At 58.9% G+C, this 14,737-nt stretch carries 19 protein-coding genes; all 19 read right to left on the reverse strand.

All coding sequences use genetic code 11. The features are described 5' to 3' along the window. Nucleotides 1-2 precede the first annotated feature (2 nt). The 19 genes from BLW69_RS05575 to BLW69_RS05665 all read right to left on the reverse strand — a co-directional run bounded on the left by BLW69_RS05575 (nt 3) and on the right by BLW69_RS05665 (nt 14,549). Complete coding sequence (locus BLW69_RS05575; protein WP_175487244.1) at nt 3-932, reverse strand: phage tail tube protein; 930 nt, start codon at nt 930-932, stop codon at nt 3-5. Next, entirely contained in the window at nt 932-1,078 is a 147-nt protein-coding gene (locus BLW69_RS22690) for a hypothetical protein (RefSeq protein WP_162759461.1), read from the reverse strand. The genes BLW69_RS05575 and BLW69_RS22690 overlap by 1 nt, the downstream gene beginning before the upstream one ends. Then, on the reverse strand, nt 1,071-1,493 hold the full coding sequence (locus BLW69_RS05580; RefSeq protein WP_092660458.1) for a phage tail terminator protein: 423 nt from the start codon (nt 1,491-1,493) through the stop codon (nt 1,071-1,073). The genes BLW69_RS22690 and BLW69_RS05580 overlap by 8 nt, the downstream gene beginning before the upstream one ends. Beyond that, nucleotides 1,490-2,056, reverse strand: coding sequence for a phage virion morphogenesis protein (locus BLW69_RS05585; RefSeq protein WP_092660460.1), 567 nt, complete (start codon nt 2,054-2,056; stop codon nt 1,490-1,492). Before BLW69_RS05585 ends, BLW69_RS05580 begins: the two co-directional genes overlap by 4 nt. Next, on the reverse strand, nt 2,056-2,487 hold the full coding sequence (locus BLW69_RS05590; RefSeq protein ID WP_092660462.1) for a gp436 family protein: 432 nt from the start codon (nt 2,485-2,487) through the stop codon (nt 2,056-2,058). Before BLW69_RS05590 ends, BLW69_RS05585 begins: the two co-directional genes overlap by 1 nt. Nucleotides 2,488-2,501: 14 nt before the next feature. Continuing rightward, on the reverse strand, nt 2,502-3,386 hold the full coding sequence (locus BLW69_RS05595) for a hypothetical protein (protein WP_092660464.1): 885 nt from the start codon (nt 3,384-3,386) through the stop codon (nt 2,502-2,504). Between the two features lie 99 nt (nt 3,387-3,485). Continuing rightward, nucleotides 3,486-3,770 (reverse strand): hypothetical protein, encoded by a 285-nt coding sequence (locus tag BLW69_RS05600; RefSeq protein ID WP_092660466.1) that lies wholly within the window; start codon nt 3,768-3,770, stop codon nt 3,486-3,488. Nucleotides 3,771-3,851: 81 nt separating this feature from the next. Then, the gene (locus tag BLW69_RS05605) at nt 3,852-4,748 is read right to left on the reverse strand and encodes a Mu-like prophage major head subunit gpT family protein (RefSeq protein ID WP_092660468.1); all 897 of its coding nucleotides are present in this window, start codon (nt 4,746-4,748) and stop codon (nt 3,852-3,854) included. A gap of 10 nt (nt 4,749-4,758) precedes the next feature. Then, a complete protein-coding gene (locus BLW69_RS05610) occupies nt 4,759-5,169 on the reverse strand; it encodes a hypothetical protein (RefSeq protein ID WP_092660470.1) in 411 nt (136 codons plus the stop codon). Next, nucleotides 5,166-6,326 (reverse strand): phage protease, encoded by a 1,161-nt coding sequence (locus BLW69_RS05615; protein WP_092660472.1) that lies wholly within the window; start codon nt 6,324-6,326, stop codon nt 5,166-5,168. The genes BLW69_RS05610 and BLW69_RS05615 overlap by 4 nt, the downstream gene beginning before the upstream one ends. Before the next feature lie 438 nt (nt 6,327-6,764). After that, nucleotides 6,765-7,514 (reverse strand): hypothetical protein, encoded by a 750-nt coding sequence (locus BLW69_RS05625; protein ID WP_092660476.1) that lies wholly within the window; start codon nt 7,512-7,514, stop codon nt 6,765-6,767. After that, the gene (locus BLW69_RS05630) at nt 7,507-7,884 is read right to left on the reverse strand and encodes a hypothetical protein (RefSeq protein WP_092660478.1); all 378 of its coding nucleotides are present in this window, start codon (nt 7,882-7,884) and stop codon (nt 7,507-7,509) included. The genes BLW69_RS05625 and BLW69_RS05630 overlap by 8 nt, the downstream gene beginning before the upstream one ends. A 1-nt stretch (nt 7,885) precedes the next feature. Further along, a complete protein-coding gene (locus BLW69_RS05635; protein ID WP_092660480.1) occupies nt 7,886-8,692 on the reverse strand; it encodes a ParA family protein in 807 nt (268 codons plus the stop codon). A 127-nt stretch (nt 8,693-8,819) separates the two neighbouring features. Further along, entirely contained in the window at nt 8,820-10,031 is a 1,212-nt protein-coding gene (locus tag BLW69_RS05640) for a phage head morphogenesis protein (RefSeq protein ID WP_162759460.1), read from the reverse strand. Nucleotide 10,032: 1 nt separating this feature from the next. After that, entirely contained in the window at nt 10,033-11,613 is a 1,581-nt protein-coding gene (locus tag BLW69_RS05645; RefSeq protein ID WP_092660484.1) for a DUF935 domain-containing protein, read from the reverse strand. Beyond that, a complete protein-coding gene (locus BLW69_RS05650) occupies nt 11,613-13,259 on the reverse strand; it encodes a hypothetical protein (protein ID WP_092660486.1) in 1,647 nt (548 codons plus the stop codon). The genes BLW69_RS05645 and BLW69_RS05650 overlap by 1 nt, the downstream gene beginning before the upstream one ends. Continuing rightward, nucleotides 13,256-13,834 carry a DUF3486 family protein gene (locus tag BLW69_RS05655; RefSeq protein ID WP_092660488.1) on the reverse strand — a complete coding sequence of 193 codons (579 nt, stop codon included), beginning with the start codon at nt 13,832-13,834 and terminating at the stop codon, nt 13,256-13,258. The genes BLW69_RS05650 and BLW69_RS05655 overlap by 4 nt, the downstream gene beginning before the upstream one ends. Continuing rightward, the gene (locus BLW69_RS05660; RefSeq protein WP_244508746.1) at nt 13,834-14,160 is read right to left on the reverse strand and encodes a VpaChn25_0724 family phage protein; all 327 of its coding nucleotides are present in this window, start codon (nt 14,158-14,160) and stop codon (nt 13,834-13,836) included. The genes BLW69_RS05655 and BLW69_RS05660 overlap by 1 nt, the downstream gene beginning before the upstream one ends. Further along, nucleotides 14,160-14,549: a Clp protease gene (locus BLW69_RS05665; RefSeq protein WP_244508747.1), complete on the reverse strand. Its 390-nt coding sequence runs from the start codon at nt 14,547-14,549 to the stop codon at nt 14,160-14,162. Before BLW69_RS05665 ends, BLW69_RS05660 begins: the two co-directional genes overlap by 1 nt. Nucleotides 14,550-14,737 lie beyond the last annotated feature (188 nt).

A 14,737-nucleotide genomic window follows, 5' to 3' on the forward strand; every position in this document is an offset into this window, starting at 1 on the left:
GCCTATTTGAAGGTGATTTTGAACTCGTCATTGCCCGCGACCGGCGTGTACATCAGCGGCAATGTGTTGTTCAAAATGCGCTGGCTCTCGCCATAAGTCGGCCGACCGATCTGGACCGCCGGCGCATCGAACGCGACGATGTTGCCAGCGACCGTGCCGTGCTGGGCGGAAAGGATGCCCTTGGTATGGGCGCGAGCGATCGCAAACCAATCCTTCGTCGCAAGGCTGACAGCTTCCATGATCGCCGATCCGGTCATCTGACGGTCGACCTGCTGGATGCTCTCATGGTTGATGAGCATGCGAGGCTCGATCTGGTTTGCGAGATCCATCGTGACGCCTTCGACGCCGACGGTCGAGAGACCATGCAAAGAGAAGGTCGTGTTTGCCTTGTTTACGGGAACCGGTGCCTTCCAGGCCGTCAGAACCTGCGCGGGCAAGGCTTGATCAGAGATCGTGCCAAGAAGCCCGGTGTACACGAAGGCAAACCTCGGGATCTGACGAGGCGCAAGATTGAGGCTCATGGTGCCGCGCGCGCCGAGCAGCGCGTGCTTGACGCCATCGCCGTTGAACCAAAGGGTGGCAGCTTCGTGCTGCGCCGAGATCGGCAGATACTGCACGTCGACGCCGGCCGAGATGACTTCTGCCAAGCCGGAGCTTCGCAGCAGCGGACCAGATGCCGGCGGCGTACCGACAACGCCGGAGCCTGCGATCTCGATCTCGAAGGACAGTCGCGCATAATTGGCGACGAACAGAACGCCCTGGTGGCCCATGTAAGGCAGGACGAGATCTCGACTGACGTCCTCCCCGAGCAGTGGTTCGAGGTTTACGTTCGTCGCCTGCAGCGCATTGGCCGCGCCGGTCGGGGCGGCATCGACGCCATAAGTCGTTTCGATCTTTCCAAGGATCGCGCGGTTACGCCAATAGCGTGGCATTATTTGTCATCCTTTCGCTTGGCAGGCGTCGCCGCTGGTGCCGGTGTTGCTTCGCTTGCTTGCGGATCCTCGGTGCGTTCCAGGAGCTTCAGTGATCCATCGGAACTGCGGGTGTATGAACCGCCAGTGGTCGGTGCGTCAGCCATCGGTTTCCTCCTGATAGCGGGCATTGGTGAAGACGTCTTCGAACCAGACAGTGCCGCCGAGGGCCTGCTGCAGCTCGCCCTCGACATGCTCAAGCGGATCGCTTGCGCCTTCGGCCATGAAGCCGAGCAGCTTGGCGCGGACGTAGGTTTTGAGCGTCTCGATATCGCCGGCTGCAGCCGCGTTTTTCTGCTGCGAAAGGTTCGTGGTCACGATGACCACGCCGATATCTGCAGCGGTTCGCTGCATAATGGAGTTGATGCGCTCACTTTGCGCCGAACGTTCGCGGGCGATGTACACGTAGACGGCAGGCGTATTCGGCGGCTGGTCTTTCACGTTCGCCAGTTCACCTGCGCCACCAGCGATCCGAAACGGTGTGCCGGCTTCCTGAAGCCGATCAATAATGGATTTGATCAAGGCCTTGCCTCCCGTTCGAGCCAGTCCTGGCCGATGGCGATCAGCTCGGCACGATCCTGCTCGTTGAAGCCGAGATACGGCCGCGCTGGCATCTTGACTGTGTGCTCGCCGATGGTGATGTTTTTCTCGGTCGCGCCCTTGGTGCCGCGCTGGACGAAGCGGTACCGCTTGCGGATCTTCTTGAAGCTGGCGCGCTGACTGCGAGCGTATTGCTGGATCTCGCCACCGAACTGATGAATGCCGGCGTATTCGACGTTCGAGCCGACTTCTGCCGAGTGATCGTCGGAGGCAGCGACCAAGCTGGAATAGAGCCGCGTGGTCACGCGCAGGATATTCGATGCGCCGCGACGCCGTCCACGGATCTTCGCCAACGTCGTACGTCTGGCAAGCGGTGCCCACTTCGTACCGTCAGGGCCAACTTGGCGCTCGAAGCGTCTTTGCGTTGACGACAGAAGGTACGCCGCCATTTCGGCCGTCAGCCCGCCCGGATGCGTGATTGAGATCCCGATCGCCGAGATGACAGGCGTAAGTTCGTCGTCGAGGATTATCGCAGCGCCCGGCATCAGAAATGCCTCAGGCTATCGCGGGTGAACACGCGACCAGGTGCAGATGCCTTGACCGAACCGCCGCCAGCTTGCGGTGCGCTTACCCCCTCGATCTCAAGTGTCACTTGACCTTTGGAGACATTTTCGAGCCACCGCGTCGCCTCGCGATAAGCGCGCGACACCGGATCATCTTTGTCTGCCGACCGGCCATGCAGGTAGTACCGAGCAATATCGCAAGCCATCTTCACAAGAATCGGCGGCACACTCGCCAGAGGTACCCGGTAAAACTTGGCAAGATAGCCGTCGATTAGAGCGGCCGCGTCAGTTAAGGCGCGGTCGATTGGCGTCGCATCGATGGTTGAAACAGGAATGTTGGTCCGGTCGGTGAGTTGGATAAGTTCCTCCTCACCAAACCGGTCGATCAGATCCTGTTGCGTTGCGTAAGGCACGGCCGCTCCGGTGGTTAGATGATTTCGGCGACGAGGTTCGGCTCCGTTAGGATGGCTTCCACCTCGTGGGAGGTGAAGCGATCGAGGCGATACTCGACGGCCTCGGCCGGGTGCGCGATGCCAGCGCGTCGGAAACCCGCGATCTTGGCTGAAACGCGGAGATGCGTCGCACCCGCTACCAGTCCAGCATCCAGGGTTCGATGAGCGGGCTCAGTCACTCCCACCAATGAACGACGCTCTTCGATCATGTTGATGAGGTCGAACACGATCTCAGCCGGATCGTCTGCAGGGCTCCAGCCCTTCAGGATGCCGTCGCGAGTAACGCTGTCGATCGTCGATATCAGCGACGTTCCCACGAGTGCCATATCGACAAGATCGGCATAGTCGCTGCAGCCTGTCTCGGCCAAAGCCGAAGCAATGCTGAACGCCGAGGTTTCTACTTCCACTGCGGGACTGGCCGAATTGCCAGCCCCGACTTCAACAGCGGTCGCGCTTCGCTCGGGGGTATTCGAAAGGTCTGTCGCGTCAACATGCAGAAACGCGGACTGGCCGAAAGTGTCGGGACGTAAGCTCTCCATGGAGACTGCAACCGGCTGTACAAACTCCGGGCCAGCGCCAGCGGCTGCGATCGCGGCGTCGCCGGCAGCATCACCGGTGATTGCAGGTTCGGAAGCGAGGGCCGGATTGACCGGCTCAACCACCGAACCGACCGCGAGAACCGGCCGTGTTACAGCAGCAGCTGCGAGGTCGCCGGCGATGTCATTATTCTGATGCTCGCCGAGCCCCAGTGCATCGACAGTGCTGATATCGTGGACGACGCCTTCGCCCGTGCTGGCAGGCAAGGCAACGCCGGTGGAGAGGGTGCGAGTCGAGGTGGCAGTAAGAGGTTTCTTAACCATCGTTTTCCCTTTCGGATCTTGCAGAGCGGATCGGCAATCGATCTCCTCTGAAAAATCCGCCCGGCAACGCGCCGGGACGGACATTCATCGAATGCGACTTCAGTCTCGGACGCTCGGCAGGCTGAGACCGTGCGTGTCATGGCTCTCGCGGTAGACTGGCTTCAGGAAAGCGATGACGCGGAACATGACAGGCTTGAACTTCGAGAAGAGCATCGTGAGGACTGCCGGAACTGGTGTCTTTTCGACGAGGTAAACCACCGGTGCAGTGAAGGCCCAGACGACGTGTCTGGCGACGTTGCAGACGACGGAATAGATCTGGCTTGCCCGCAGGAACGCGATGATCCCGATGACTGCCTGGAGGATGTAAGAGCGGCGATACGACATGCTTCGTCTTTCTGGGTTGGAAATTGTCCGTCCGGCATTCGCGCCGGAACGGCATTACTTCGCCTGGTAAGCTTGGGAGGATCAGGCGAGGAGCGGAACGACCAGGACTTCGGCGGTGCCTGCCCACTTGTTGCTTTCGCCGCCGTTCACCAAGGCGCTGGCGACGATTGCACGAGCAGCACCTTCGAGTGCAGGCGGTACGACCAGGAGGCGTGGGTTTAGATTGAGTGGCCGACCGAAGTCACCCTTCATGCCACCGATCGCGACACGGGCCGTCTCGTAAGTCTCAGCGTTCAAAGGCTGCTTCGAGCCCCAGGCTTGCTGCCAGAAACCGAACCCGACCTGGCATCGGCCGTCAGCGCCGTACAGGAATTCCTTGCGGAAGAAGACGTTGTCGTCGTCTTCCTTGTCCTTCCGGATCAGGTTCGTGAATGGCTTGCGCTCCTGGTAGATCAGCGGTCGCAGCGGGCGCGACGCGTCCATCAGGAACCAAGCAGGGCCGGTACCGCCGTCCGTATTGGCAACCGAGATGACCTTGCCGTTGATGTCCAGAACCGGGTGATCGGTGTCGAAGAAATACTGGCCGTCGTAGCAGTTGGTGGAGAAGCCAAGTTTCAGCAGTTCGAAGATCAGCTCGTCCGGGAAAATCAGCGCGGCAGCACCCATTTCCTCGAACAGCGGCCCGTAGATGCCAAGGTTGTCGTCGTCGAAGTCGTCGCGGTCGACACCGATCGTATTTTCGAACGAACGGTTGGTGAGCGTATAGCCGTGCTTCGCCAGTGCGTTGATGACGCGGTCGCCGATCCATTCACGGAAGCGCGGCACTTTGCCGAGCCAGCCATACTCGTTGCTCTTCGTGGTCGAGCGGACCGTGGTGGCGATACGGTCCTTCAGCGAGGAGCCGGAGGTCAGACCCCGCTGAAACGCGGCATTGAAGCCTACGCCAGCGGATCTGAGGGTCGCGTGATTGATTTCCATGTGTTGCCCCTTAAGCGAACGTGACCCAGACGCCCTGGTCATCAACGTCGAAGATCTTGCCGACGATGGACCGGGAGTTGGTGGCGGAGGTTTTCGCGACAGTCTGGTCATCGACGCCATAAGCATCGGAGCCGATATCGGCGCGGGTGATGAGGTCGGCCGAGGCCGAGTTCTCGTAGCGGAAGGTGCCAACCTCTGTCTTGGCGAGGACAGCACCATTCGAGCCGGTGAGATTGTCCACCGTCTGCTCGATGCGGGCGATGCCCTTCAGGGTAGCGACGGCCGTAACAGGAACCAGATACCCGGCCGGGTTGATGCCTGCCATGCCACCGGCGATGAGCTTGACGCCGGCTCCGATCGGAACGTGACGAGTGGTGCGCTCGCGCCGCGGTGTGTTTCGGGGTGCGGAAAGAGCGGTCACTGGCCTGCCTCCATTGCTTCGCGGGACTTCTTCATGTCCTCGGCGCTGATGCCCAACTGACGCATGACAGTGAGGTCGGCGTCATCAAGGCTTGCTGCGGCACTTCCCGCGGCAGGGGGCGCGGTTGAGGAGCGCTGCGCTGATGTCAGAACCGGAGCCTTGCCGACGAAGTCGTCGAACATCTTGATGTCGGCCTTATGCAGCGAGATCGCCCAGTCCTTCTGGGCCGGAGTGATCTTGCCTGCACGCATGGCGGAGGCGATGGCCGTCTCGGCATCCGTGTCGACCTTGTGCGTGACCAGCGAGTTGACCTGGTCGCGTACTTCCTGGAACGCGGCGATCGGAACGAACTTAGTCGGATCGACGGTGCCTGCAGTGTGAGCTGCGGCGAGGGCGCTTACGATCGCGTCGACCGGAGCGTTCTCGGGCTGGCCGGCGGCGATCGCGATCTTCTTGCGGTCGGCGAATGCGGACTGGACGGCCGTCATGACCTCTTCCGATTTCGCATCCTTCATCAGGCCAGCTGCAGCGGCGATTGCCGTTGAGCTGGTGAGCAGCGAGTTGACGGCAGTCAGCACGTCATCCTCGCCGGTGCCTTCGGCCAGGCCGAGGGCAGCGAGCACTCTTTTCATAGGAACCTCTGTTTTGGGGGGCTGAAAGTGGAAAACCGAATGAGCGGAGATCTCGACCATGTCGAGGTTCGGCACGTTGGTCAGTGCGACGGACTGCAGAGCGAGGATCTCGCCATCCGCCTTGTGGAAGTAGACGGGCGAAACGTAACGGTATTCGCGACCCTTGATGTGCGAGGCAGCATTTGCAGTCCATTCGACGCGACCATACAGGCCATCATCGCGTGCCTGGACTTCCTTGACCCAACCGGCAGCAGGAGCGGGCTTGCCGTTCTCCTGGCTGTTGCGGCTCTGATGTTCGTAATCGACGAGGATATCCGTCCCGCCAGCATACCGCCGCGTCATCGCGGCGATCTGTTCGAGCTTTACCTTGCCACCGGCATGATATGGACCGCGACCATCACGGCCCGAGAACGTCCCGGCCGGGATCAGCAGCACCCACGGATGATCGGCCGCAGTAGCCGGAAGATCGGTCGCGTGAGCAGTGAGGAGCGAAGATGCAAGGAGAGCGGCGACGGCGTTTTTCATGAGTGCATCTAAGCTCGATGCAGGCACTCACTCTTTCGTCCGAAATCGGACTTCCCCGAACCGCTTAGTGGGAGGGATCGCGTCGTCCGACCATACTGCGACATGATCGAGCGGGCAACGGACCGATCGATGAATTTCGAAGCCACTTCAAAGCCCGTACAGCGGCTTCAGGGGTATTTCGGCAGCAACCGCCCGTTCGCACTCTTGGCAGCGCTCCTGAGCCGTTTGTTGCATTCCTACTGGAACCGGTGGAAATCCCTTGGTGCGCGCGACACGGTGTAATTCTCCCCGCCGTAGGACTGTCTTCTTACAGGTTCACAATGTGAGGTTCTTGGAAGGCCTCACCGCGGAAAAATCATTTTCCACGGTCACTCGGAATTCCTTGTAGGAGTAACGAACTGTCACAGGTCGCTGGTCAGACTGAGATGTCCGTCCTCCTTATTCAGGGCTGGGAATCGAAATACCACAATGGGTTTTAAGCGCCTTCCGACACGACGAACTAACCACGATGCTGAGAGCATCACGCAGTTGAGGTTGCTTGGCACCCTCGAGATGATCGCGCATAACAGATGCGATGATAGTTACGCAGAGGCTCACCGTCTCTCGTTCGCGTGTCGCCCACTTACCGAGGTCTGCCTGGTTCGGCTTAGTGATAGAAGTTTTCCCATCTGCCGACGTCATCCTGAACAGGGAGTTAGAGGCATGAACAGCCTTAGAAAGAGTGGCATACTCACTATCGATGAGAGACTTCAAATCCAAGCTTTTAGCCAAGTCTTGAACTTTCGGATGTTCAGCGACATACGCTCGCAGTTCTTTCGGTGGAATGTAAAATTTTCCGCTCTTCCACTTTTCCAACTCGACAGGGTGATCGGCATAGTAAACCGCGGAGAACGTGTTTTCCATGAAGCTCCGGAGCGCCTGTAGTGCCGGACGCCAGCAGCCAAAACTTGCGTTAACATGAGAAAGAACCGCGTCGTTATGGGCCTCGTAAAAGAAATGAACTGCCTCCGGAGACAAATTTCGTTCGAGCAAGTCAACTTTGATCGCATTGACCGCTGCTATACGAGCATAGCTTTCAATCAGGACGTCTTTGCCGCTTAAGAGCTTAATATTGTCGGCGATTGCTTTGGAGAACGCTGTAACAAAAGCCTGATGATTTGCGGCTACCGCTTCAGGAATTTTAGCCATTGTTCAGCAAAAATTGTAACGCGGAGGAGAGTTCGGATGGCCGATCAGAATCGGACGCTGTCGACTTTCGAGCTACCCGGTCCCGTTCGGCGTCATTCTCGGCAAGATAAGTGATGATCTTTCCCATAACGTCGCGAGCACCGTCCCGAGCGCGCACTTCGAGCGGAAGTTCGAAATCACGGATGACCTTCTCCCAGTCCAGCTTGTTGTACTTCGAAAGGGCCGCCAACGCAGAGAGGCTGATACCAATGGGTTGCTGGGGAGGCGCACCCATTAAGGCTGATCCCAAGCCATCAAGTTCTTGGTTAGGCATCGCCCGCAAAATCTTCCCTAGTTGCTGCAGAGCCTTCGCGAGTTCGTGTGTCTTCATATCAGAGGCCTAATTTCTTGATGAGCTCGGCTGAGAAAGCAGCGAATTCCTGCTTCGCTTGAGCATCATTCATTTCATAGATTGGCTTGTTCTTAGCTGTAGCTTCCGTGACAGCGGAACGTTCTTTGATCTCAGACTTGAACATCTGCCGGGGAAACTGTTTTCGAAGATCGGCGGTCGTCTGGTCTCGAAAAGCGGACTGTCGGCCAACCCGGGATAACACAATCCCCGCATTCTTGATTTCAAGCTCCATGTCATCGGCAAACTTCTTTACCCGCCTGATGAGTAGAGCGATGCCAAGGCTCGAGAGAAAATCTGGAGATACGGGTACGACGTAATGTGTACTGATCGCCAAAGCATTCTGTGTCGGAAGCGTCAGGTTTGGCGGGCAGTCGCATACTATGACGTCGTACTCGTCCATGATGTCCTTCAACGCTTTTTTCAGCAATTTCTCGCGCGCGTTTCTTCCACCAATATCAAGATCGATCGTAAACAGATTGAGGTCAGAGGGAACGAGGTCAACGCCGGGGAATACATCTTCGATGATAACATCGTCGGTAGTCTTGACGTTTCCTTCGGCATGTTCCGTGTTCCTCACCCCTAGCAGGTCGGCAACGGTACCATTTTCATTGCGGTGCTTTGCCCAAGCCTCAGGCGAAATGCATGAGAAGGTGGCGTTCGTCTGCGGATCAAGGTCGACCAAGAGCGTTTTATAGCCGTTCTTACCGCAGTAAGCAGCGAAGTTGACCGCTAGCGCGGTTTTGCCAACGCCACCTTTTAGATTCACGCAGGAAACTACGACTGTCATGCTTTCCCCCAGCTGTTACGTAGTGAAGCTCTCGCATCGCCAGAACGGTTCGTCAACCACCTGCTACTGAACATCTAAGGTGGCGAGCGCACTGGGCGTATCACTCGCCGCTTCCTGATTTACGCAGTCATTCACGTCGGTCCAATAAGAGCTTCACATCGCCTCGCTCCAAAAGTCGCACGATGTTTTCCTCCCGTGCGAAGCGGAAGGATGTCAAATAAGCAGTTTTGCCGGTAGCGGTTAGCTTCAGAGCGATGTACCGCCAGCGGCCGTCCGCGAGTTTAGTCGATACGAACGTTCGCTCCTTGTCCTGGAAGACAAGCGTCGGCTCACCACCGATCGATGGAATTGCGCGGTAATCAGCAGGTGTCAGCTCAGGATAACGTCGAGCCTGCTTCTGCATTATCTCCGAGGAGAGTAACGCGACCCGAACATCCCGGCCAAGAGCCTCCGAGATGGCCTCTGGGATTGCCATCACAGGCATGCTGCCCTTTGGGTTGCGCAGGAACCGCTCGAAGGCGACACTAGATAATCGTTCATCCACAGCAGCCGTAATAAAAATGAGCGGTGCATCGGCAATTTTTTCTGCCAGCGATTGGTTGATACGTGCCTCGTAGGCAGCGCGTCCGGGGTTGTACGCCCAGCCAGGATCGATGCCGTCAGGGACGCGGGTGATTTCTCCAGTGCGCCTGTTGAGGAAATTGCGGAAAGTGTCTTCCGGTGCCTCAAATCGCAGATCTTCGCCCTCGGCCTGGAGCTGATCGACGTCTCGCTGCGACAAGCTTTGAATTGTGCAGCGGCAGTTCCAACCGCAGGGCGGGGCCCATTCATCCCAGTAAGGATGATCGACAGACAGGACGAGATTGTGCCGGGCCCGGTGCGCCGGCCGGGTGCGATCGTCGAGGAGAGCCACATAGCGCAGAAACGGACGGCCGCGCTTGTTCTGCTCAAAACCAGCCCAGTGGCCTGCTGCGTATGAGGTCCGCATATTTGCGTCGAATATCGTCTGCAGCCTGCGATCGCTGCCGAGCTGGGCCGCGACCAAGTCGCCGGTCTGGGGATCCTCAAGAAGCTTTTTGCCCCACCAACCCTTGGCTTGGAGCAGTGGTCGAAGGTCACGAGCGAAATCCCGCGGAGTTCGACCCTCCTTCAAAGCTCGTTCGAAGCCATCGGAAATGTCCTTCAGGATATCGAAGCCCGCAGACTTGGCGACGGTGAAGGATGTGGCATGCTCCTCCCGCCACATGTCGAGATAGGAGAACGTGCCGACCAGGTCAGGCTTGCGGGCCTCGAAGGCCCGGATAGCGTCCATCGGTGGCAGTGGCCTCAGTTCGATCATGTCAGAGATTATCCGACAGAGGATCGTTCGCGATGCCGGCCAGGCGGGCGGCAAACGACGCCTTCGCAAGCCGATCGGCAAGTGCCTCAACATCCATCTGGCGGAGATGATCGGCGAGGATCGTCCGCGCGTCTTCTACTGTCGCGGCGCGACCGAGCTTCGCTTCCAACCCTTCGATGATGTTGTCTACCGCTATCTCGAAGCCGTCGGCTGCGAGCATGTCCTCTATCGAGGTGTCGATAGCGTCTTTCGGAGCGTTCAGGTCGGCGCGATGAGCAGCAATGCCGATCGGCGTCTTATCCTTCGGCTTGAGCGACTTCTTATCCTGGTGACCATCGTCTGGCTTTGCCGGCGCTCCCAGCAGCTCCTCGTCTTTTCCCGGCTCTTCGATGCCTAGCTTGTCGCGGACGATCGACATGCCGACCTTGCCGCCCATACTCACGAAGGTTTTTACATCGGTGAGCCATTTGCTCGTGTCGAGCTGCTCGGGTCGCCCGATCTTGATGTCCGGGTATGCCTTCTGCGGGCCCATGTTGAGGTCGATGTAGGGCTTGAACAGATCGCGCTTCAGGGTCGCGGCGAGCTGCCTTGCGTCGGAGCGTTCGATGTCCTCTTTGACGCTGCTATGGACTTTGCCAACCGCATATCCACCGGCGATTGCGTCGGTCGTCCCGGTCTGGCCGAGAACGACTTTCGACACCTGCTGATCGAGCCAGTCGCATCGCTTCAGGTAGAGTTCGTGCGAACCGGCGATATCGGCCTTCACGAACTCGACGGACATCGATGCCGGCACGATCGCCGAATAATCTACGCCGATATTGGCGACCGCCTGCAAGAGCACTTCTTTGTCGGCCTCGGACGCGCCTTCTCCCCATTTGCCCAGGCGCAGCGGCTGGCCGTAGGCTTCGCAGAAGATTGCCCAGTCCTTTTGCGTGAAGCTCTTGAACAGGAATGTCCAGCACACGGCGCGAGCAATACCGCCACGGATTGGCAAGCCCGACTTCACCTTCGCCTGGTGAAATACCCATTTGAATGGCGACAGAGGAACATCACCGGTCACGTCGCGCAAAAGCGGCGTCTCACCGTCTTCGTCTGCGAATCGGAACCAGCGCGGATCCCGCCATTTCAGAGCAACCGGCTCCCACTGGCTTTCCGATGTGTCCCAGATGATTTCGGTAGCGGAGAAGCCTTTGCCGATCGCATCAAGGATATCGATCAGCTCGGTTTCAAACGCATCGCGGTCGATGAAGCTACGGATCATGTCAGCATTGGCCACGTCCTCGGCGCTGTCGCTCGCGGCTTCGACCGTAATCTCAAGACCGGCGACCTGTAGCTTGCGAGACATCAGAACGCCGGCGTAATGCAGGTCGCGTTCTTCCATGTCCTCGGCCAGCGCCAGATAGGCTTCCGGATCACCATTGATGCTGGACTTCAACATCCGGGCGAGCTTGGCCGGGGTCAGGCCCGACGCCTGATGGTCGTTGTTCGGCCGGCGCACGCCCATCATCGTGGGTGCTGCCTGTTCCTTCTTCAGAGCCACGGTGCTGACTGGGTTGCCCCACTGGTCGATGATGCCTGCCATTAGTAGATCCCTCTCGATCGGCGCATTCCAGACAGGCGGTATGGGGCACCGTCGTCTCGGCCGGACGAACCGCTGTCAAATTTGGTCGGTGCGCGCGGAACAGGAATGTAGCCGTATTCGTGCCACTGCATCCGACTGGCGAAGTGAGCAAGCGCCAGGGCAACTGCAAAGTCGCCGTGACGGCGTTTGTTGGTTTCGCCTGTCCGCGAATCCGGGATCATCGGAATGCCCCGGATGACTTTGACCAGGCGAAGGTCGGACAGGTGATTGTCATCCTTGGAGATCGCGATCGCATCGTCTTCAAATGCCGTCTTAAGAGGCGGCATGTTGATGCGGTACCATTCCTGGGAGAACTTGATCGCGTGGACGAGGCCGCCCTGATTGTCTTTGTCGCGAAGGCCGAAGATGCGGCCCATATCTTCCGCAACTGTCCAACCCATGCCGGTGGCGTCGAACGCTGCTCCGACAAGCCGAGGAGCTGCCTGCAGGATCATCTTGATGATGGTCTTTTGCTCATCACCGGGAACGCCGCGCATCTCGACAGTCAGGGCGCTGGATCGCTTCAGTGTCTTGTCGATCGACAGGAGGGAAGCCACCGACAAGTCGGCCACGCGGGCAAAGTCGAAGCCGAGCGCGTGCATCAGTGCCGGATCGAGCAGTTTCAGCGCTGCTTCGAGCTGCTCCATGAACGGTGCCAGAAGGACAAGCCGCTCCAGCTCGGGCAGGTGCAGGAAGTTCGGCGGCAGATCGAGATAAAGCACCGGTGCGTTGGACGTCATACGGGCTTCGATCAGCGGGCCGGTCAGCCACGCGCCGCTGCCCATCGTTGGAACGCAAAACAGTTCCTCATCCGCGCCATCGCCGTAAAACTTGATGATGTTCTCGCGCCAGTCGGCTTCCGCCTCTGGCGACCAGGTCTTTCCCGTCACCAGGGCGATGCGCTGGTAAAGTCCGTCGATCAGCGCCTCGTCGAAATCGATGTGCATGTGATCGTAGGCGGAGCGGCCCGACAGGATATCTTGGATCTGCACGTTGAATTCGTTTTCCGCGCCGTTGTGGGTCGAGCAGACAACGACTTGGCCGCCCCACATCAGGAAGGCGAGCGCGGCCTTCAGCAGCTCCTTCAGACTATCGACGAACGCCGCCTCGTCGATCATGACCACGCCTTGCTTGCCGCGCAGCGATCGTGGAGCCGAGGATAGGCCGACGATCTCGAAGCCAGAGGCAAACCGGATACGAAACGCCTGGATTGCGCGGACGCCTTCGTCGTCGCTGTCGTCGAACAGAAACTCGTCCATCTGGATGGCAGCAGTCGAGAAAGCCCGAGCCCACATCCCACAAGCGTCGATGAACTCGCGCGTCATGTCCTGCGAATAGGAAATATACATGACGTCCATGCCGCCGGCGGCTTTCGCGCGGCCGGCGCGCAGGACGGCGTAAGATGCAAATCCCCAGGTCAGACCGATACGGCGGCTCTTTTCGATGAAGAGCACCTGGCATGTCGAGCTTTCCAGCTTGGCGATCGTCCTGCCCTGATAGGGTAGGAGCGCCTTCGGTAGCCCGACCTGATCCAGGAGATCAGGCAGCACTTCGGTCGACTGGCGGCGGATCTCCGCCCATTCCTCTTTCGAAAAAGGTGCACTCACTTCTGCACCCCGAGGATCTTCGAGAGGATCTCTTCAGCGCCCTCGGCGGAAACGCCCTTGGCTTTGACGACGGCCTCGACAGCGTCGGTGACCTTTTCGCCGAATTCCTTCTCGACCTTCTGACGGCGTGCCGTCGAAATCCCCTGCGCCTGGGTGGCAGACCGCAACGCGTTGGCGAGCGCCATTGCACCCTTCGGATCGAGGCCGGCTTCACCGCCATTCGTGAGCAGTTCGAAGATCAGTGTCTTGATGGTCTCTGCCGCGATCAGCGTGAGATTGTCGGAGTCCGAGACGTCGAACTTTTCGGCTAGCGTCGCTGCGATTTCGCGGGTCTGGTTGAGGCGCGAGGATACTGTCGCCAGCTTGATGCTGTAGCGGTTAAAGGCGCTGAATGATGGAATGACGAATTCCAGCTCGCCGCGATGCTCTCTCTTCAGAGCCTCAAGCTGCGCAAAGAATTCTTCGTAGATGTCGACCTGTGTCCGGTCCCTGTCCTGCAGGGCGGCAGCAGCCGAAGCCACGATCGGCGCGCACTCTTCGGGCAGAAGTTCGATACCAGACAGGCGGCTTCGCATCAGCTGATCACCCTCTGGATTGCGACGGTTGGACGCTTTACACCCGGAAGAACAAGCTCGCGCTGCAGGTGCCGCCAGCCACGTTGCGTGATGGTACCGATCCTGATGGTGCCAGCGTCGACAACGGTGATGGCACCATGCTCGGCCAGGTGCGCCATCTGGTCGTGGACCCAGTCTCGGTCTTTGCGGATCACGAAGGCATCGAGAACGACTTCGAGCGTGCTGCTCGCCAGACTGTCGTTCGTCTGCTCGGACAGCGCGCGCAAAATGATCAGGCGCGCGTCTTCGCGGGTCACCTTCTCATAATCAATGGCCAGTGGGATCATCAGCTCGCTTTCTTCATTTGGTCGACCAGGACATCATTGAGCCGCTCGCCAATCGCCTGGATGGGCTTCAGTTGCGCGTCCATCGCGCTGAAGCGACCGTCCAGTGTGGCATCCTGCTTATCGAGGCGGCCGACGATCGTGATCATTGTCATCTCGATCCGGTGCGTCGTTTCCTTATCCGGCAGATGCTTCATATCGCTCTCGACCGTCTGGATCCGGCGGTCGTGGTCGATGAGCTTCGACTCGGCTTTGACCAGGCGGTCTTCGAGCTTCTTCTCTCCGGACGAGATGATGCCCTTCAGCAGGATCATGAAATTGAGGATCGTCATCGCGGCAACGATCCAGGAAATGAGGGGAGCAACGTCCAAGGCGGCACTGGAGGCATTCATCGGCGTAGACCTTCATGTTCGTGAGCCTGCTGGCAGGGGACGCACCGAAGCGCGAAGGGAGCCACAGCCAGGCGTTCGGCCGGGATCGGCCTTTCGCATTCCACGCATTCTTCACGGCCGGTCCGACCGATCTTTTCCCGTGTTGCAGCCAACGACGCCTCTCGCTCTTGAGAGGCGCGCAAGTCGGC

Origin of the sequence: Rhizobium sp. NFR12, from assembly GCF_900108545.1 — a bacterium.
Lineage (GTDB): Bacteria > Pseudomonadota > Alphaproteobacteria > Rhizobiales > Rhizobiaceae > Neorhizobium > Neorhizobium soli.